The sequence below is a fragment of the Mesorhizobium monacense genome (assembly GCF_056781675.1).
Genome location: NZ_JBXAYW010000001.1, coordinates 127,868 through 146,941 on the forward strand (window position 1 = coordinate 127,868; position 19,074 = coordinate 146,941).

General features: G+C 59.5%; 17 protein-coding genes and 4 pseudogenes. 12 read left to right on the forward strand and 9 right to left on the reverse strand.

Going from position 1 to position 19,074, the window contains the following annotated elements; genetic code table 11:
• The first annotated feature begins 23 nt into the window (after positions 1-23).
• From AC1RUK_RS33635 to AC1RUK_RS33655, 5 genes and pseudogenes are all read left to right on the forward strand, one after another.
• Positions 24-2,660, forward strand: a complete 2,637-nt coding sequence (locus AC1RUK_RS33635; RefSeq protein ID WP_481840550.1) for an adenylate/guanylate cyclase domain-containing protein — start codon at positions 24-26, stop codon at positions 2,658-2,660.
• A gap of 69 nt (positions 2,661-2,729) precedes the next feature.
• A complete protein-coding gene (locus tag AC1RUK_RS33640) occupies positions 2,730-3,212 on the forward strand; it encodes a DUF1612 domain-containing protein (RefSeq protein WP_481840551.1) in 483 nt (160 codons plus the stop codon).
• Entirely contained in the window at positions 3,142-3,471 is a 330-nt protein-coding gene (locus AC1RUK_RS33645) for a helix-turn-helix domain-containing protein (protein WP_481840570.1), read from the forward strand. Before AC1RUK_RS33640 ends, AC1RUK_RS33645 begins: the two co-directional genes overlap by 71 nt.
• A gap of 104 nt (positions 3,472-3,575) precedes the next feature.
• Positions 3,576-4,046 (forward strand): annotated as a pseudogene (locus AC1RUK_RS33650) (XRE family transcriptional regulator); the annotation flags it as partial.
• Positions 4,047-4,119: 73 nt separating this feature from the next.
• Positions 4,120-4,212: pseudogene (locus AC1RUK_RS33655) on the forward strand (bestrophin-like domain); the annotation flags it as partial.
• Positions 4,213-4,216: 4 nt separating this feature from the next.
• Here AC1RUK_RS33655 and AC1RUK_RS33660 read toward each other — a convergent pair.
• A pseudogene (locus AC1RUK_RS33660) lies at positions 4,217-4,453 on the reverse strand (alpha/beta hydrolase); the annotation flags it as partial.
• Between the two features lie 521 nt (positions 4,454-4,974).
• On the opposite strand from AC1RUK_RS33660, the gene AC1RUK_RS33665 reads away from it, so the two are divergent.
• The gene (locus AC1RUK_RS33665; RefSeq protein ID WP_481840552.1) at positions 4,975-5,814 is read left to right on the forward strand and encodes a methyltransferase domain-containing protein; all 840 of its coding nucleotides are present in this window, start codon (positions 4,975-4,977) and stop codon (positions 5,812-5,814) included.
• A 388-nt stretch (positions 5,815-6,202) separates the two neighbouring features.
• Here AC1RUK_RS33665 and AC1RUK_RS33670 read toward each other — a convergent pair.
• From AC1RUK_RS33670 to AC1RUK_RS33680, 3 genes and pseudogenes are all read right to left on the reverse strand, one after another.
• Positions 6,203-6,340: pseudogene (locus AC1RUK_RS33670) on the reverse strand (gamma-glutamylcyclotransferase); the annotation flags it as partial.
• Positions 6,341-6,579: 239 nt separating this feature from the next.
• The gene (locus AC1RUK_RS33675; RefSeq protein WP_481840553.1) at positions 6,580-7,623 is read right to left on the reverse strand and encodes a nucleotidyl transferase AbiEii/AbiGii toxin family protein; all 1,044 of its coding nucleotides are present in this window, start codon (positions 7,621-7,623) and stop codon (positions 6,580-6,582) included.
• Entirely contained in the window at positions 7,620-8,285 is a 666-nt protein-coding gene (locus AC1RUK_RS33680; protein ID WP_436175503.1) for a DUF6088 family protein, read from the reverse strand. Before AC1RUK_RS33680 ends, AC1RUK_RS33675 begins: the two co-directional genes overlap by 4 nt.
• 455 nt (positions 8,286-8,740) lie before the next feature.
• On the opposite strand from AC1RUK_RS33680, the gene AC1RUK_RS33685 reads away from it, so the two are divergent.
• A complete protein-coding gene (locus AC1RUK_RS33685) occupies positions 8,741-9,298 on the forward strand; it encodes a hypothetical protein (RefSeq protein WP_481840554.1) in 558 nt (185 codons plus the stop codon).
• A gap of 65 nt (positions 9,299-9,363) precedes the next feature.
• Here AC1RUK_RS33685 and AC1RUK_RS33690 read toward each other — a convergent pair whose 3' ends face one another.
• The 4 genes from AC1RUK_RS33690 to AC1RUK_RS33705 form a co-directional block, all read right to left on the reverse strand.
• Positions 9,364-9,861: a helix-turn-helix domain-containing protein gene (locus tag AC1RUK_RS33690; RefSeq protein ID WP_481840555.1), complete on the reverse strand. Its 498-nt coding sequence runs from the start codon at positions 9,859-9,861 to the stop codon at positions 9,364-9,366.
• Between the two features lie 275 nt (positions 9,862-10,136).
• Positions 10,137-10,529: a hypothetical protein gene (locus tag AC1RUK_RS33695; RefSeq protein WP_481840556.1), complete on the reverse strand. Its 393-nt coding sequence runs from the start codon at positions 10,527-10,529 to the stop codon at positions 10,137-10,139.
• A gap of 3 nt (positions 10,530-10,532) precedes the next feature.
• On the reverse strand, positions 10,533-10,853 hold the full coding sequence (locus tag AC1RUK_RS33700) for a hypothetical protein (protein WP_481840557.1): 321 nt from the start codon (positions 10,851-10,853) through the stop codon (positions 10,533-10,535).
• Between the two features lie 112 nt (positions 10,854-10,965).
• Positions 10,966-11,679 (reverse strand): ParA family protein, encoded by a 714-nt coding sequence (locus AC1RUK_RS33705; RefSeq protein ID WP_481840558.1) that lies wholly within the window; start codon positions 11,677-11,679, stop codon positions 10,966-10,968.
• Between the two features lie 634 nt (positions 11,680-12,313).
• On the opposite strand from AC1RUK_RS33705, the gene AC1RUK_RS33710 reads away from it, so the two are divergent.
• The 5 genes from AC1RUK_RS33710 to AC1RUK_RS33730 all read left to right on the forward strand — a co-directional run bounded on the left by AC1RUK_RS33710 (position 12,314) and on the right by AC1RUK_RS33730 (position 16,766).
• Positions 12,314-12,715 carry a MobC family plasmid mobilization relaxosome protein gene (locus AC1RUK_RS33710; RefSeq protein ID WP_128346870.1) on the forward strand — a complete coding sequence of 134 codons (402 nt, stop codon included), beginning with the start codon at positions 12,314-12,316 and terminating at the stop codon, positions 12,713-12,715.
• Complete coding sequence (locus AC1RUK_RS33715; protein WP_481840559.1) at positions 12,716-15,160, forward strand: relaxase/mobilization nuclease domain-containing protein; 2,445 nt, start codon at positions 12,716-12,718, stop codon at positions 15,158-15,160. It abuts the gene before it with no gap.
• Between the two features lie 6 nt (positions 15,161-15,166).
• Positions 15,167-15,373, forward strand: coding sequence for a hypothetical protein (locus AC1RUK_RS33720; protein ID WP_481840560.1), 207 nt, complete (start codon positions 15,167-15,169; stop codon positions 15,371-15,373).
• Between the two features lie 46 nt (positions 15,374-15,419).
• Positions 15,420-15,560: a hypothetical protein gene (locus AC1RUK_RS33725; RefSeq protein WP_481840561.1), complete on the forward strand. Its 141-nt coding sequence runs from the start codon at positions 15,420-15,422 to the stop codon at positions 15,558-15,560.
• Positions 15,561-16,298: 738 nt separating this feature from the next.
• Positions 16,299-16,766, forward strand: coding sequence for a Ros/MucR family transcriptional regulator (locus tag AC1RUK_RS33730; protein ID WP_481840562.1), 468 nt, complete (start codon positions 16,299-16,301; stop codon positions 16,764-16,766).
• An 857-nt stretch (positions 16,767-17,623) separates the two neighbouring features.
• Here the strand turns inward: AC1RUK_RS33730 and AC1RUK_RS33735 are convergent.
• Positions 17,624-18,445, reverse strand: a complete 822-nt coding sequence (locus tag AC1RUK_RS33735) for a haloacid dehalogenase type II (RefSeq protein WP_481840563.1) — start codon at positions 18,443-18,445, stop codon at positions 17,624-17,626.
• Positions 18,446-19,074 lie beyond the last annotated feature (629 nt).

Below are 19,074 nucleotides of genomic sequence, written 5' to 3' on the forward strand. Positions count from 1 at the left end.
TGTATTTGGTCCCGTGGCAGAAGATGACCGACGCTGTCGCGCCGGCTTTACGACGGCTCAATATCGGCGGCAAGCTGACCGTTGGGTTCGGCATTCTGGTTGCGCTGATGTTGCTGGTCGTCGGATTGAACTACCTGGGCAGCATAGAAGCCGTCCTCAACATTAACAGAACCACCAATCTGAGCGCACCGAGCGCGGTCGCATCGGCACGGGCGCAGGCGAATCTGCTGCGCATGCTGGGCGAAGTCAGAGGCTATCTGGCCCTGGGCGATGAATCCTATCGGGACGGCTACCGCTCGGCGAATGACGCGTTCCTGGCCGACATGCATGAACTTGAAGTTCTCTTGCGTGCAAAAGGCGAGTCGGTGGCCGCCAGCGGGCGCAACAGTGCTGAGTTGGGCATGCAGGAAATCGGTGAGCAATTCACTGCATGGCAACCACTGCCCGAGAAGCTCTTCGAACTGCGCGATGACCAGTTGCGCAGAGAGCCGGCGCTCAAGATTCTTGTTACCGATGCCAACCCGCTCATTGCCAATATCGTAGCGTCGGCCAAGGCGGTGATGCTGGCCCAGCAAAACAAGGAGCCAACACCCGCCAACACGGCGCTTCTCGGCGATGTGGCGTCGTTTCAAATCTCCTTTTACGCAATGGTAGCGGGATTGCGAGGTTACGTGACAACCGGAAGGGAGAGTTTCAAATATGAGTATGAAGCCAACCTGACCATCAACGAAACGGCATGGTCCGATATCACCAAGAAGGACACGGTGCTTGCGCCCAACCAGCATGTATTGATCCAAAAGATCGCGAAAAGCCGCGCCGCTTTCCTGGAGCTTCCCGCCCGCATGTTCGATGCGGTGGAGGGCGAGCATGCACGTGAGGACCTTTATCTTTTCCGCACGCAGGCTGTCCCGATCGCCGAACGAATGCTTGCGCTATTGGACAAGGTTGCCACACAGGAGCAGCGGCGCCTGCAGACTGATCTTGGCAGCGGCAGGGACCAGCTCGAAGGAGCACAACGAATAATACTGTCCGTTGGGGCAGCGGCGGTCCTGCTGGGGTTGCTCCTTGGCTTGATATTTCGAGAGAGCATTGCCGGTCCCGTGCAGCGGCTAACGAGTGTGGCTGATCGGGTGCGCAGGGGCGATCTTGCAGCGCGCGCGCAGATCGAATCTGGGGACGAGATCGGAACACTGGCAACGACGTTCAACAGCATGACCGTGCAGCTGGGTGCGAATCTCGGAGATCTGGAGAACCGTCGCAAGGAGCAGGAGAATCTGGCTAGGCGATTTCGCCGTCAAAACGACTATCTCGGTGCCTTGCACGACACGTCGCTCGGCCTTATCGCCAGGCTGGATCTCGCTGAGCTTCTATCGGATCTTACCGCCAGAGCCGCACAATTGCTCGGTACCGAGCATGGCTACGTTTATCTCGTTGACGAGTCCGGTGAGGCTCTCGAACGCAAGGTTGGCGTGGGCGTGTATACGACCCACATCGGGCAGAAGCTGAGTAAAGATGAGGGGGTGGCCGGTGCAGTTTGGCATCGAGGCGAAGCGCTTCTGATCAATGACTATCAAAACTGGTCCGGGCGCGCCGCCGCCGCGGCTCAGCTGGATGTGACTATCAGGGCAATCATGGGCGTGCCGCTCAAGTCTGGCGAGTTGGTCGTCGGCGTGCTTGGAATTGCGTATGACGACGCCTCCGCTCTCGAATTCGGTGAGGAAGAGGTCGAGCTGTTGAAGCGCTTCGGACAACTCGCTTCGATCGCATTGGAGAACGCCCGGCTGCACACGGCAACGGGTACTGCGAAGCAGCAGGCAGAGGAAGCGAGCAAACGCGTGGGTGAGCAAAACCGGATGCTCGAATCCTTGTCGAGCAAGCTGTCGAAATATCTATCTCCGCAGGTTTATGCGTCCATCTTCTCTGGCAGGCAGAATGTCGAGATATCATCGAAGCGAAAGAAGCTCACGGTGTTCTTTTCTGACATCGCTGATTTTACCGCAACGACCGACAAGCTTGAATCAGAAGAATTGACTGAGTTGCTCAATCATTACCTGACGGAAATGACGAAGATCGCGCTGGAGCACGGTGCAACCGTCGACAAGTACATTGGGGACGCGATCCTGGCCTTTTTCGGCGATCCCGAGTCAAAGGGTACCAAGGAAGATGCGCTTGCATGCGTCAGAATGGCGATCGCGATGCAGAGGCGGATGCAGGGGCTGCAAGCGGAATGGGCCGACGCAGGTGCCGAACTGCCGTTCCATCTGCGCATGGGCATAAACACCGGATACTGCACGGTTGGCAATTTCGGCAGTGAGGCTCGGATGGACTATACGATTATTGGCGGCGAAGTGAATCTGGCCTCGCGCCTTCAGGCACACGCCGATCTGGGGGGCATTCTGCTGGCGCACGAAACCTACGCGCTGGTCAAGGACGAGATAGAGGCCGACGAACTGCCGCCGCTAACCATCAAAGGCTTTTCGCAACCCGTACAATCGTATCGAGTGCTTGGAATCCGGATCGATCAACCAACCCCGGCGGGAGTGGTTCGCCACATCCAGGAGGGGCTGCGGGTTGAGATCGACTTAGCCACATTAAAGGACGCCGGCCGAAATGAAGCCATCGAGGTGCTAGAGAAATTCATTACGACACTGCGGAATTGAGCTCTCCGTGCGAATGCTGAAGGCCGGGGTGGCGCGACGCCGGCGTCGGGACAAAAAAGCCGGGAAGGGTTGGGGGCTAGCCCCGTTGAAACCGATGGTCGGGATGATGGTGAGGACGATCTTCTGGCTGAAGAATTTGCCGAGATCGATGCCGTCCTGGCACGCTCGTCGAAGATTCTGAGCGGCGCTGACGTGCCTGGTCGAAAGGAGGAAACGTCACGGCGTGACCGGCCGGCGCCGCAAACCGGCCTGATCTACGATCTCGACTGGAATGAAGAAGAACGGCTGGCCGAATGGCAGGATGTGATTTTTGAGACACGCGATCTGCCGGTCGTCCTGCGTGGCGCGGTCCTGCTCGAGGCATGGTCCGACATCGAGGTGCTGCAGCATGCCGCCTGGCTTGGCCCGCTGCTGGTTGCCGCGCTGCTGCGGCGGCCTTGCCGCGCACCATCTCGCTTGCATTCATCTCGGCGCGAAAAACATTCCGCGAGAGCGGAGGCGGGCGCGCAATCGGAGCGACCGGCTGCTGGCCTCTCTCGACGCCATCCATGAGACAGCGCTGGCCGGCCTGAAGGAGCACGACCGGCTGACGATGGCGAAAAACCAGATGGAGCGGCGGCTGCGCGAGCGCCGCGCCAGCTCGAAGTTGCCCGACTTGGTCGAATTGGTGCTCTCACGGCCGCTGGTCTCGACGGGCATGATCCAGGACAGGCTAAAAGTAACAAAACAGGGGGCGCTCAACCTGGTCGGCGAACTCGGCCTGCGCGAAATGACGGGCAGGGGGAGGTTTCGGGCGTGGGGGATTGTGTGAGCCTCAGTCGGTCACGATAACGATTCCATCACCTTTACGAAATTATCGAACTTGACGAACTTACGATCTGTAACCATATTGGTGACAGTAGGAGGGTTGTCACCATGGCCGCTCCAAAACGAAGCCATCATGGCGGGACCGGGTCGCATGCGGGAGTCGCCGCCCTGAGTTTTACCACGAAGCTGCCTTCGCAGTCGGACTTCAAGAAGGTGCTGCTTGAACGTTATCAGGAAGCAATCGCACGCAGCCGCAAGATCGGCCATCGCGTATCGTTCCGGGTAGAGGTCGATCTGGCCGCCGGCGCGCAGACGATCACGCCTGTCGAGGAACAGCCGATCGCTTCGGATGTGTTTCCCGTCGAGGATACGGGCAAGCCCGACGCTGAGCTTGAAGCGGCGCTCGCCAAGGCGCGCGAACGCGGTCGCAAGCGTGTTGCCGAAATTGTCGCCGGCGACGACATGCTGAGTGCTGAGGCCTTTGCCAAGCTGATCGGCACGTCGCGGGTGACGGTCAATGCCAAGCGGCAGAGCGGGCAGGCGCTCGGGGTCGACGGCGCCAAGCGCGGCTTCCGCTTTTAGATCCGGCCGAATGTCCGTCCTGGCGATATGGTCTCGATTTCGAGCTTTGCACGCCCGAAATCGGGTGAAGGAAACGGGGAGTGAAGGCCTGCCTTGGGCGTTCCTGACGATATTGGTGTTCTGGCTGGCTGTGCTGTTCGCGACGTTTGGACTTTTGGCACCCCGCAAGGCGCCGCCAGTATAACGTTCTTGAATTTTGCGGGCAGCCCGCCGTTGCGGATCGCCATCTGCCGCAAGGATTCCAGCGCGAGCCAGTTACCCATCGAATGGGCAAGGACCGACACTTCCTTGACGTCCTTGTCGCGTGCCAGGAACTGAAAGAGGTCCTCGAGGGCGTTGCGCGTGTAGTTGGTGCTCTCGCGATCATATCCATAGGCCAGAATGCTTCCGCGCGACGGCCACGTGCGAATCCGCATTGCATTTGTCAGGACATGTCGCCGAAGCGCTATGTTCCGGGCCGCCGGCCTCCGAAGCAGGAGTAGACATGAACCCGACGGGATTTCGCGCGCTGAAGGTTTGTCGCCTTCCTTCGATAATCTCCAGGTCGTGGATGGCTGACATGGCCGCGTGGAGTCGACCCTCCATCAACTCAAGCCGTAGGGCGAACGGCGGCTCTGGAGAAGCGCCAGGAAGGTCCGGAACTGGCGCGGCCGAGACGGCCGGCACATGGGCTCGGATTATGCCGCGATGGAGCGTTCTACGTCTCAATCGGGTGGCAAGCGGAAAAGCAGCCATCAATCTCCAATTACCGGATTGTTCCCGGATAGCTGGCAATGCTCGAGCCGCTTTTTACGGCGAGTTGCTCCCGCTGCCATGGGACTGCAATGCTCTCAAAGAGACTCATCGTCGGAAAGCGGACGTGATAATCTGAAGCCACATGCTTTTCGCGGCGGCTAGCGCCCAGTGGAGAGAGGGCACATCAAAAATGAGCGGCGGGCTGGAATTTGACGAAGAGACCAGCCGAAAGGTCGAAGCGCTCTATTTGACTCCCGACGTGGTCGAACAGCGGTGCCAAGTGCTGAAGGCACTGCAGCTGAGGGAGGGCGAACGGATTCTCGACATCGGTTCTGGCCCCGGACTCCTGGCTTATGACATGGCAGCTTCCGTCGGGCCCGACGGCCGTGTGTGCGGTATCGACATCAGCGACGACATGTTGGCCATGTCCAGAAAACGTTGCGCCAATCGGCCTTGGGCCGAATTCCTGCGGGCGGAGGCAACCAAACTGCCCTATCCGGACGATGATTTCGATGCTGCCGTATCAACTCAGGTCTACGAATATGTTGCCGATATTCCGGCAGCGCTCGCGGAGCTTTACCGGGTAACGCGCCCGGGCGGTCGCGTGGTTGCTCTGGATACGGACTACGATTCGTTGGTAATTTACACGGGCGATCAGCCGCGCATGGAGCGGGTGCTTTCGGCTTGGGACGAACATTTTGTACACGGCGGGCTACCCCGGACCTTGTCGGGGCAGCTCCGCAACGCCGGGTTCACGATTCGACAACGCGATGTGATTCCGATGTTCAATCCCGAGTACCACGACAATACCTACGCCAGACGCATGCTGGCTATCATGGCGTCCTTTGTAGTCGGGCGCAGAGGCGTGTCCCAGGAGGAAGCAAAGGATTCGACAACGCGATGTGATTCCGATGTTCAATCCCGAGTACCACGACAATACCTACGCCAGACGCATGCTGGCTATCATGGCGTCCTTTGTAGTCGGGCGCAGAGGCGTGTCCCAGGAGGAAGCAAACGCTTGGCTTGCTGAGTTTTCTGAACTTGGCAAGCAGGGAAAGTTCTTCTTCAGCCTCAATCGGTACCTTTTTGTCGCGGACAAGGTTGCGGTTACATGACCGGTGATGTTCAGTGGAATCAATGTCGCGTTAGCGGTCAACTTCCGTCGTACCCTGCTCGATCGCGGATGGCCGGATTGGGTCAACTCAAGCGCGAACGGCGGCTCTGGAGAAGCGCCAGGAAGGTCGGCAATTGGCGCACGTGGTCGGGTCGGTGCGTTCAGACTTCAGATTGCCTGATGAGGCTCGGGAAAGTCCCGCCGGGTGGAACTTTGCCGTCTGGGCCGGATTACCGGAACGGGCAGTGAGCGCACAGAAGCGGACGTCCTGTTAGAGCGAACTGAATCTGCCTGTCTATGGTCCTCAAAAAGTGGCGTCGATCTGAGCAGCGACCAATCTTTGTAGGCGCCACAAATAACGGTCTCGAATACCGCGCTTTTCCAGGTGGACAACGGTGTTGTAGAGGTATTCGGCACCGGACCCCCAGTGTCCACAGGCCCTTACATGTCGATCAAGAGATTCTTCGTTCCCACTATTCCGACGTTCCAGGCAACGTGGACTATGTCTGGGGGCGGTGGCGTCCCGCCGACCTCGACGAACTCATAAAGACCTGGCCAGCGCGTTCGGGAGCCAAGCCGGAGATTGATGGCGCAGTCTGGTGGCAGCCGAGTCTCGACGAACTCAGGGTTGCGCGAAAGTCGGCTCGCAGACTGGAGAGACGGCGCAGCCGGCTGTGAAGCCTAATTGCCGCCGTTCAGGCTCTTCTCGATCTGCCCGGCTGAGGCCAGGATGTCGTCAAAGCTCGGCGGAGTGCCGAAGATCATGGCGGTGGTGTTCTCGTAGTCCCGGGCCAACGCGTCCACCATCTCGGGTATCGGCGTGATCGCGAAGCTGCCCGTTACGGCCGAGGCGAGATCATAGTCCGGACGATCGAAAAACATGCGCGCGTGGCGCACGCAATCGGCGCCAAGATCGAGGTCGGCGAGCGCAGCCTTGCCGGCTTCCGACTGCATGAGACAGTGCAGGTCATAGTAGTGCCGTGAAACCCGCTGCCCTGCCTGCCGCAGTTCGCCGCGCCGCTCATACCAGCGGCGCAGTCCGTGAGCGATCACCACCTTATCCCAGAACGTCCGCGTCGCCTTGATCGTGGTGACTTCCGGTACGGCGAGATCAACGCCTGCTGCTTCCCCGGCGACGTAGGGGGTAATCGTGAGGGGACCGTGGGGATCGAGCGCCGATTTTGCCCCGGATTCGAGACGTATCGCCGGTCGGACATAGGCTCCGTCGCGCGGTTCCACCTCAGGATACCAAAGCAGCAGGGTTTGCCCGTCGGGATCGGCTTCGTCGATCTCCACGCGGCCGGTCCCGTTGATCACGTCCGCCAATTGAGCAGCGAGGAAGTCTCGCAGCGGGCCCGTGATGTAGGCGCGACATGCGTCCCGGATGGCGTCGAGTTTGGCGCGGCGCTTCTTGTTCGACAGCGCCTCGAGTTCTTCGACAGCGGCAGGCTCTTCGAGATCGTCTCGGAACACGGTGACGTCGATGTCCTCGGAGAAGCGCTTGATGAGGTCATAGCCCTTCGACAGCGACGTACCGCCCTTGAACAGCAGCCGCGGCTCTCCCGCAGGCCGTTCGTGATAGAGCGCATTGAGCGCCCAGCAGACCCAGAAATCCTTTTCTATATTGCCGACCGGGGCACCAATGCGATTGGCCGTGGCGAGGAACAGATCGAGCCGGTCACGTGGCGGCGCGGCAATAATCTGACGGTAGGCATAGGTGCTCATGGCTTGCCCTCGAGCCCAGCGCTCGGGCTGAGCAGTTGGCGCAGGAACTCCTGCATCCAGATCGGCACGGCGGGGAGACCGGCGCGCAGATCCTCGCGGATCGCCTCACCGTGTTTGGGGTCGGCAAACAGGCGACGCAGCGTTGTCTCAATGCGCTTGCGTTCTTCCGGCTTGGTGAGCATGTCCTGTAGCCAATGCAGAGCCTGGACGACTCGCATTCCTGGCCGGTCCGCCCAATAGAGGCGGCTCGGGGCCGCGTACTTGAAGTGGATTTCCTGGCTACCGAGCTTGATCGGCTTCAGCCGGGCATCGACCAGCACCTCAATCCGCGCTGGGACCGCAGTGGTGAGGCCGAGATCGTTGGCGGCCGTCATGCCGTCGATGACGGTGCGCGCGTTGTCGCGACGCGTCACGGCACGGATCACGGCGCGATAGTCCGGCACGGTGGCCCGGCCGGTCAGACTGTTTGTCCGCGGTCGATCGTAGAGCCCCCGGTCAATGCGACGCAGCTCGCCGCTTGCCGCCAGGCGCTGCAGGCTCTTATCCACCGCCGCCCGACCGCCCAGGTTAGCGAAGTCGGCCGGCGTCCAGACCTCGTCGGGTTTCGCTTCGATCCGCGCCAGCACGCGCGAGCGGATGTCGGTATCGAGGTCAGCTGTCATGTCCGAAATATGCGACAAATTTCGGACCGAGGCAAGGAGAAGTCCGAAGAATGCTACAAATTTCGGACAACGCTTTGGCCCGCGCCTCAACCGAAACGACGTTCACTTTTTGTGCTTCGAAAGTCGCATAAAAGGCAGCCTGGAACTTGGGAACTAGGGGACCAAGCATGGCCAACATAGCAGCCACAAATCCGCATAATATGCGGTCTGGAACTTGAACATTCCGCTCAGGGCAGGCGCGCGGCCGCAAACTGTGATAGGTGCTCGTTGCACATATCTTAGTCGCCCAGAGTGCCTCGTTGTGGCCATGCCAACCAAAGGCGGAAAGATGTTGGCCTACACGCGTTGGCCCGTTGGCAAGGGCTGAAATTGCCCCTTGGCGTGCTCGGAGGTTAGGGCATGTGGAACGATGTCCCCATCGCAGTGTTAAATGGCGAAAAGAGAGAGGCAGTACGGTGGCTGATTTCAAAGAGACGGCATTGGTCGCGCGGCTGGCGGCGCGGCATGGGTTGTCAAGGGACGCGGTAGAAACCGTGTTGCGTGCCCTGCGCTCGGGCGGCGGTTCCATGGCACAGTTCAGCCATGCCGAATTCGGCGGCATGTCGCAGTGGTCATCAGGCATGACAATGGTCGGCGACATGTTCAACGATGCGCTAAGGGCGAAGCTGAACGCTGTGGCCACGGATCTCGCAGCTTATCTGCGGGAGAATCCTGAGCTCGCCCGTAATGAACCTGCCGAAGTGAGCTACAGATCGCAGCAGCAGGTAGCTAAAAGTTGGCCGATCGGTCTCGGCACGCCCTCATCGACCGGATCGCAGAACCATCTGCGCTACGCGATCTATCCAGACTCGCGGCGACTGGTCATCGAGGATGCCGGCCGGCATACGATGTACGACACCGGCGATCACGTTATTTCGGGGATCGCCCAGGCGCAAAATACGGATGCGACACTGACATTCCGCAGCCAGAACGGCCTTGTGCGGCTCTCGGAGCTGAAGAAGGTCGATGCTTAAGGTGTGGCCCTATTAATGCGTCGCGGCGCCTCGCGCCCCGCTCCATTCACCGCAGCGCGAGGCGCCTAAAGACGTCCTTCTTCGCTTCTTTGCATTTCCACCGCCGCTCCGTCAGCGGCCCGTTCCAGCGCGACCATTTTCTTGACCAGGGCCAGCAGATCGCGCTTGGTGCCGTGCGGCAGAGACACGACCTGTTGTGCGAGTTCCATGCTGTCGCGGGCTTCCTCCGGGGTGCGGCCCCATAGATGCGGGGCAGCGCTGAACAGCATTTCCATCGGCGTGAACCCGAGGATTTCGCACAGGTGGATCATCCTCGTTACGTGCATTTTTGAGAATGCGCGTTCATAGCGGCCATAAACCTGCATCGAAAGACCAAGCAAGGGCGCGAGTTCGGCGCGCGTCAGATCCTTGTCCTCGCGCGCCTTGCGGATGAAGGCGGCAATTCTTTCGTCGATCTCGCCGAGGGTTTTGGTGCCTTCGAACCCCGGGCGGCGGAAAACAGGCTTGTCGATCTCGGGATCGATCGTCTCAACCAATTCCATTTTGTTTTTATAGGCGTCCATATCCTTAGGCACGTCCTCTCCCTCCTTGCTTTTATCTAGTCGCGGACAGGGCGACGACCTCAATCAAACATTCAAAACGGGATTGACCCAAGTACGCCCCGGCACTCTCTTGCACAGCGATTTTCCAGAAGCGGTAAGTGAGGACAGCGCTTTCTGCTACTCGCAATAAGCAACCATCAGGGCCGGGCTGCGCTCGCCTTGCATGGTTCCTTTCAGCGGAAACCTGCATTCATAACGCCCTTGAGCTGGCGCGGGGATAGGCACTGCCCCGAAAATCAGCGCGCCTTGGCTGCAACCATTCGCCAAGTACCCGGCTTTCCCTCGAACACAGCTTCGAAAAGTTTCTCCCCATCGACCCACCCCAGATGCGCCAGGAGTTCGCACGCGATAGAATCTTTGCCAATACTAATACATCGCTTCACGGTAACCGTCGATCCAGTCCCGTGCATTGAGATATCCCAATTGGATAAGCGAAACAGCTCGCCTTTGGCGGTTGCGTCAGATGGCCGGATGGACGCATCGAGAGCGGATTCCAGAAGCCCGTTCAATGAGGAAGCGGCTTTTGAGCCTTCACTAAAGTCGAAGCCTTGGCGACCGACCAACGGTGCGGCATAGATGCCAATAAGGATACCGATCGTGATCCCGAGCAGGAGGCTTCGACCGCTCACGGATCAATAGCCGTTGTCTCGGAGAAACTGGTCGATGGCTGCCTTTATAATCACCGTCATCTTGATGTCGTTGTCGAAGGCGGCCTTTTGCAGTCGCATCTTCGTGTCGTAGTCCAGCGGGCAATTGACGTAGTGCTTGGCTTCCCGCGCGCGCGCCCGCTTCAAGTCGCGAAGGTGATAGCGTCCCTCCTCCTGAGCAAGGGCACGTTCGATCGCCTTGCTCTTGCGCTCGTCACCGCTCGGGTTCGGTAGACTGCGCCGCGGCCGTTCTCTTGTCGCATCCGCTTCTGAAACCGACGGCGCTGTTGGTTCCCGCGCAGGCATTCGCGTCTCTGCCTCTTCCGACACAGAGGCTGGTTTCATTGCGGCTTTGGATGTGGCTGGCTTCGGCCGTCGCGGTGCGATCGGAAAGTCAGAGACGGACAGTTTGCCTGGTTTAGACATTTCCCACCTTTTCCCGGGTTGCCGCGATATGGCGATCGAGCTCGGTCACAAGTGCGGCGACCTCCGCGCGACCCTTCATGATCGGGTCGGTCAGCTCGAGCATCTGCAAGGTGCCGAGGCCGTTACGGATTTCGCGGTAGCAATTGCGTTCGGTGAGTTCGGTTTCCATCAGCGTCGATTCATAGCCATTGTCGCGAAGATTGGCGATGAACGGACGGATCAGCCTGTAAGCCTCGAGAACCCGCCCCGGAAGGGCGATGCGCGTCACCACGTTGACGTGGGGAATAGTGCGCCCCTCCCTGTCGCCAATATCCGCCGTGATGGTGGCGGCTTCGCCGGCCGCCTTGATTTCATCCTGGTTCGGCTGAATTGGCGTCAGCACGAGGTCGGAGTTGCGGATGATCGTATCGCGGATGACGCTGTCAACGCCCGGTGTGTCCATCAGGATCACGTTGTAGACGCCGTCTTGTTCGGCCAGCACGGTTTCAATGCTTCGCTGCGTTGCCGCGCTGTGCAGCTCGATGTTGGCCGGAAGATTGTCCTTGGCCTCACATCGCTTCCACCATTCGGCGAGGTTCTGGCGCGGATCGGCGTCGATCAGAAGAACCTTCTTTCCACGAATAGCGTACTCGCCGGCAACGAGGATAATGACCGTCGTCTTGCCGGCGCCGCCTTTTCCGCTGATCGCGCAAATCCTTCGAGGCATGTCTGATCCCTCTTTTGACGCCCCCAAGCCGAACGCGGCAGGCCGTCGCCTCGTTCATGCATCCTCTTGGGCAAACAGCATTTCCAAACGAAGTGAATGCTTGGTTCGCATGGCGTTTTTACACGATGGGATCAAGCCTCGTTATCCTAGCGTGTGATACTTCAATCACATCTTGCTTCCACATCGTAACGTCGTGGCATGTGAACACACCGTGTGAACAAGTCGTGTGAAATTGGATCGACCGCGCGCTGGCGTTGAGCAAACCCTGGTGCCCTCGCCAGTCGACGCAATCTTCCCTCGTTTGGCCAAAGAGGCCGTCAGCGCCGCCGCAGGCCTTCCCGCTCCTTTGTGGTGAACCCCGGAGCCGCGCGAAGGCCGCCTGTGACGCTCGCACGCAGTCCGCCAGGGCGAAGAGCGGAGCGTCCCTTGCGGACGAGTACGAGGGGCACACAAAGGCCGACAAAGCGGTCCTGGAGGTGAACCCTGGAGAGCGTTTTAGCGCTTGGTTTTATTGAGTACGAATTTCATGTCTATGGATGGCAGGATACGGAAAAATGTGCGACATTTTTCCCGACGATCGAGGAACCAGCCCTCGATGCCTGCCGCAAGCGCCAGAGAGAGGGGCCCAAGGCCAATGGACGACGCGAAATTCGAGGTCCGGCTCGCGCCGGACCGGAAGGGTCGGATGGTGCATGCCCGCGTCAGTGCGGACGAATATGCGGCGATCGAAAAGGCCGCCAAGGCGGCCGACATGACGGTTTCGGGATTTTTCCGGTCGCTGATCCTCGAAGGTGCCGGCGTACGACCGATCCTGACTAAGGATGATCGGCTCGTCATGGCGCTGCTGCTAGAGGACATGCGCGCGATCGGCGTGAACCTGAACCAGGTGGCGCGATCAATAAACAGCGGCAAAAGCGTTCACCCGAGCGAGCTCGACATCAATCTTGGCAACGTGCAGCGCGTCCAAGCGGCCGTTTTGACGGAGTTGCGATCGCTATCGAAACGTGCCGGTCACAAGCGGCGAGGGGAGGCGTAGTTGGAAATCTTCTTCGGCGCCTTCACCAGCGAATGGGAGCAGCGGCGCGCGGCGTTGCTGCATGAATTGTCGCTTGGTGGAAAGCGGCGGTCGGCCGAGGAAGAAATGCGGCGGCGGCTGAAGGCCCTGGCCGAGCTGGGCGGCGGCGGTGGTGCTGGCGGCGGCGATGGCAGCCTTCCGAAAATGCAACGGGCGGCTGCCAGGCCGATCTTCGCGGCCGAGACGCGGGCAGTAGCGGCGTCCCGTCCAATAGAAGCGCGGCTAGCGGCAGTTGCCCAGGGCAGCCAGCCTGCGGTTGTCAAAATGGCATCCTATGGCGGCGGCGCGAGGGTTGGGGCAATGCTGAATTATGTGTCGCGCGGCGGCGAGCTCGCCGTGGAGAACGAGAACGGCGAGCGCATCAGCAGCCGCGAGGATCTGGCGCGGTTGCGGGGCGATTGGAACCATCTTTTCCAGAACCGCGCAGAGAGCCGCGATATCGGCAGCTTCACCGTAGAGATTGCGACTGCGGCGGTTTCGTCAGACGAGGCGATGCATGAGCTGGTCAGGAACAGTTTGACAAGCGCATTCGGCGATCGCCGCTATGCTTACGCGGTCACGCGCCAGGGCGACGGCGCGCTGACGGTTCAAGGTGCGGTCGTGCTCAGAAGCGGGCAGGGCGAGCGGCTGAGTGGCGACGACAAGGCCGCCAGCATCATTCAGGCGCGCTATGACGCCAGTGCGGCCGCGCAGGATGTGGCTGCTCGGTTCTCGTTCCAGGGCTACGGCAACGGTGTGGAGTATGGCGCCAGCAACTTGCGGAGCCTGGTCGAACGTCATGATGGCAACGTTCGCGACGACCGCGGCCGAATCGTTGGTGACGAAAAACATGCCGGCGATCTGGTGCAAAAGGAATGGCGCGGTGATCTGCACAGCCGCAAAGGTCGCGACGTGATGCACCTGATCATGTCGGCCCGGGCCGGCACGAATGTCGAGGCGTTTGAAAACGCTGCACGCGACTTCCTTGCCGAGCAGTTCGCCGGCCATCGCTGCGTGTTTGCCATGCATGATCCGGCCAATGACCCGAAGGAAGAAGGGGAGGGAGGCAAGCGGCCCCATGTCCATGCGCACGCGATCATCACCATGCGCTCGGAATCGGGCGATCGGATCGAGACGACCCCGCAGGTGTTTCGGGAGTGGCGGGCCACAATGGCGCAGATGGCCCGGGCGCAGGGAATAGCGATGGAGATGACCGATCGTCGCGAGTTCGCCAGTCCGCCCGCCTTTACCCGCAATCAGGTGAGGCCGGTGAGCAGGGAAGGGCGGACCGAGCACGTCGGGACCAGCGAGGCGGCGCAGGGACGATACGACGCCAAGCGGGGCGGACGGCGCAGTCTGGCGAAGGCCGAAAGAAGCCGGGAGTATGCCATAAAGGCATCGCAGAGTTGGGAGAAAATTGCGCTCGCCAGCGGTGATCGGCGTGTTGTCGCTTATGCAGAACAGCAGCGGGATCATTTAACGGCAAGCCTTTCGGCGGGTCAGGCGGAAGCCACACCAAATGTGGTGCATGCAGATTTCAGGTCGAAATTCCGCGCCAATCTGGTAACATTGCAGAAAGTCGTTTTGGAGGGTCAGGACATGCGCGAGACAACGCGGGCAGAGTTTGAAGCCTATGAAAAGAAGGTCGAGACGGCCTTGTTCCGGCTTGAACGGAGCGTCGGTCCGGACGAGCGAGACGACTTTGATGACGTCGCGTCTGTTGCTCGCGAGCATGTGAACGGCCGGCGCGAGCTCATGGAGCTCTACGAGCTGAAGGGCCAGGCACAGGCGGAGCGGGGAACGACCGAGGTAGACGAGCGCGGCGAGCGTCGCGACGATGCGAATGACCAGTGGGATGCGGCAGTCGCCAAACACGGTAAGGCGGCTGTCGAGGCGGCAAATGACATTCTTGTGGATATCGAAACCAGTCGCGAGGGTTTGGATAGAATTGAGGCCGGTGAGCTTTCCAACGATCCAAGGGTGTTGCGAGCTGATATCGAGCGCGGACTGGCTCGCGCGGCGGAGCTTGCCGTCCAGGGCAACAGCTATATGCGCGAGGTAGCCGAGAAGGATCCGGAGCTCAAGCGCGCTATCGAGGCAGCAGAGCAGACCGAAGAGCGGCCGGCAGAAGCGCAGGGCAAAACCCCTGCCAATGTCGATGCCGTGACCGAACAGCAGCGAAATCCTCGTCCCGAGGAGGCGGAGCGCCGGCCGGACGAACCCGCCGAGCGCGAGGCCCACGAACTGGCGTCGACAGTAGATGCTACAAATCGGCTGCAGGACAAATTAAACAGGGACAAGGAGGCCGCACGCGGCGGCGAAACGACAAGGACTGATCCGGCGCAACAGCATATTCCTCGCCTCGAGGAGTTGGAGCGCGAGGAACTGGAAAGAAGGGAACGCGACCGCGACGACCGGGACCGTTAATGGACCATGTTTAATCGACAGGATTACGTTTACCAGAGCAACGACCCGAAGGGTGACGAGGGTTTTGGCAAGCTATTTGCTATCGTCATCTGTTTCGTTTTCTTCCTGGGTGCACTGCAGGTTGCTTATGAAACGGTGTCTGGCTTGTACCCAAACTTCATGCAGTGGAGCAGCGAAATGCTGGCCTTTTTGGCGGGCTTTTGGCCGTTCTGATAGTGCCGGGCTTCCGGCACTCAAGTCTTATGCAAGGATAAGAAAAATGGCAGACGAACCGGACCCGAATCCGACTGCTGACGAAATCGCCGGTATGCAGTGGTGGAATTCGCTTCCCGAGGCTGAGCGCGAACTGGCTGGCCCGGGCGGATTCGGCAGTGCCCGCCGAGGCTTGGGCAGCATATAGACGTCAAGGACCGCTCGATCTACAACCTGCCGCGGGGATCCACTAATATAGACCGCATGGAAAAATCCGCTGGCCCCCGGAAGGTTTCGGGATGATTTGGTGAGCGGCTGACAGTCGCTCCCGGGAAGGTGGCCCGGAGCACGGCACCGGCTTCTCCGGAAATCGCCTGTCAGTAGCGCCAACCTTGCCAGAATTCATCGACGAACCATCGCTCGACGTCGTCCCCGCACCGAAGTAGTGCTTCGGAATTTCAAGTGGCCCGGCGACTTCTGCTCAAGCCAAGAAAAGAAATCGGAAAATCTTGGATTCTCTGGCTGATGAGGTAGCAAGTGTTCTGCTCCGACACAAAAGCGCCGACGACGCCGGTCCGTCCGAATGGCAGCGTGTGGCAGCCATCCGCGTCCTCTCGCCCGCCAATCAATTTGAGACGGCAATTGGAGAGCGACAACCCGCCGAGCTTTACAGCCAAAAGGAAAGTCGGCGGTCCATCTTTGAATGAGCATTGCCTGAACCCGCCGACCTGCGGATTGCCAGTGGCCCCGCGATTCGCAGCTTTGCCGGACCGAAGGCGTGCCGTCTAGCAATGTAGGCGCGTACAGGTCCAGGTGCGGAAGTTTTCAAGACTTTGCCTTAAACCGCAGCGGCCGGGCGATCCCGAGTATTCCGTTCTGTGGACCTGGTTCTTGCGCGATCCGACTTTCCCCCATACGAAAGCGGAATAGCAATAGGAGTTGATGAATGACCGAAGAGAACAATCGCCAGAAAGCGGAATTGATGGAATTGACCGCGGATATTGTCGCGGCGTTTGTCCAAAATAACGCAGTGCCCGTAGCAGGTCTGCCCGATCTTATTTCTTCGGTGAACTCCGCGCTCGTTAGCTTAGTCAAGCCAGCTGTGGTTGAGCAGCCAACACAGACTCCGGCGGTCAATCCGAAAAAATCTGTGTTTCCCGACCATATCATTTCCTTGGAGGACGGGCGCAAGTTCAAGTCGATGAAACGGCACTTGGGCTTGCTTGGCATGACGCCTGACGAGTATCGAGCCAAGTGGGGGTTGGCGCGGGACTACCCTATGGTGGCACCAAGCTACGCCGCACAACGATCAGAGCTGGCGAAGTCAATCGGACTTGGTCGCAAGGCAGGCGCAAAAATGCCCACCAAGAAGGCGCCAGCCAAGAAGGCACCAGTCAAGCGGGTGAAGGCCTGAGAAGACCCTGCCTCAGGCAAGCGCACTGATGCGATGACGCGCCAATCTATTGCCGAATCACTCACTTGTTTAGGCACGGGATCGAGTCTAGGCCCGCACGATCTGGGGGCTAGGGGAACAGAACATGACCATTTTATTAAATTAGCAATCAATGATGTATGGTAGAGCCTATCACCTCAGCCGGCAGAACTACCCCCCGCAAGCCGGTTTGGCTCGGCGCCAGTCCCCCCTCGATGCGACGCCGGGCCGCTGCTCTGATTTGGCGGCGTTTCGGAAGCCGTTGATCAGGCTCAGCGGAAACGCGCGAAATGGCCACCAGAAGAATATTAGCAACCTCTTGACGGTGGTCAGGCCCGCTCCAGAATCTCTGCATGACGTGGGAAATAGCGGACATCAACATCGGCGATGAAGTGGCGCTAGCCGTGACCGTGCTTAGGATGCTGGATGGTGGACGCGCCAGCGTTAGCATCCCTCCTATGGCTTCCCCTATTCGATCCCAGAGCCGAAGAAGACCCAGCCATGCGACAAGCTAGAGCTTAGAGGTCAGGTCACCCACGCCGACGAGGTGGACCAAAAGGTGACAGTGAGGGCCGGCGGGCTGATTACCGTCGATGCCGATGCGATCACTGATTGGAGGCCGTCTGCCAGAACGACAAGGCCGGCGGAGAGACCTTTGGTGTCGCTGCCGATATGAACCCTTGGCACCCTTCCATATGCAATGGTAGCGGATTTCATTTCCGTCGGCGACACTGAGAAGCCCAGCATCGAACGGATCAATCGGAGGGTAGGCCATCAAATACCGATCTTTCGCTTCCCGAAGAACCCTGAAGGGATGGTTTGCTGATCGTTGAGACGCGCTACAACTGAAGCCGTTCAGCCAATTCAATGAAGTCGCTGGCCACCAGGTCCCAGGCCTGATCAGGGTGCAAGTCCGTGATCTGCGCTAACCCGTGCTCGGTCGGACGCGGGACAAAGGCTGTTCGCAATCCGCATGCCCGAGCCGCTGCAAGGTCGCCATTGTGAGCGGCCACAAGACAGATCTCATCTGGCTTCATTGCCAGGACGTCAGCGGTGCGAAGGTAGGCTTCCGGCATCGGCTTGTAGGCTTGCACGACTTCGGCGCCGAGGATCGCATCCCAGGGGATGCCACTGCGCTTCGCCATGTTGAGCATGAGGACGATGTTGCCGTTCGAGAGCGGTGCGATGATATAGCTGGTCTTCAGCCGTGTGAGGCCGGCCACCGCGTCCGGCCATGGCTCCAATCGGTGCCATGCCAGGTTCAGTTCGTCCAACTCGGACGCTGGCACCGAAGCCAGGTCGATCCCGAATTCTGGCAAAACAGCTTCCAGATTCTCCCGATGCAACACGTCGAGCCGTGTAAAGGGCCGCCGGCCACTCCGCACCTCCTCCATCGCTGGGGAGTAACGGCGGCGCCACGCATCCGCGAAAGCGGTAGGAATGGCCGTTCCGGCGCCATGCCGCTTCAGGAACGGTTCAGCTTCGCGCGCCACGCCGCTGCGCCAATCGACGACAGTGCCGAATACGTCGAATAGCAAGGCACGTACACCATCCAATGCCATCACATTCGGCTCCTTGATCCGCACACTGCGTCTTTGGCATGGATTGGCCTGAGAAGTCGACCGCACGGTCCCCGGTCGGAAACGCGGCTGGTTCGCCAACTCAGCTTGAAAGCCTCGACTATATCAGATTCTTGACCATCAAAATCCATTCTCCGGGTTCGTCCGATCCGGAGAAAGGGGAAAAGGGGCGTCTTTCCCACTCCCTGAAGCAGGTTATAGGCCCTTGGATTAAAGCTGCCGACCATAAGCGTCAGACGATCTTTCTGCGCTGCCCGAGCGATGGACTCGGCTTCAGCGAGAAGCGCTCGGGATAGATGGCCGCCGCTGAAATATACCATGTGCCAGTGGCTATGGCCTTCAGCTGACAGTTGCAGAAAATAAAAAACCTGCCGACCGAGAGGTGGGCAGGTTGCGGAAAATTCTATGACGATGAAAGGGAAGCTAACTTCCTTGGAATCCTCGTCGTCGCAGAATCGACACGCCACGCTGCACGATCATGCAGCATCGGCGTCGGATGATATCTGCGGGGCGAAGGTTGAAGCTCATAATGCAAACATGGTCAGAATTGTTTTGCCCGTCAACGCATTGTTTCGCGCTTACTGATGGTTTCGCGTCCGACTTTTGCAACGTCGCAGAAATAGCATTTCGCGACAACACTTAGCGTCCACTCAGGGTCGAACCTTGCCGATCAGGCAGCGGCGAAACGCCTACCGTGAATCTGTGTCCCA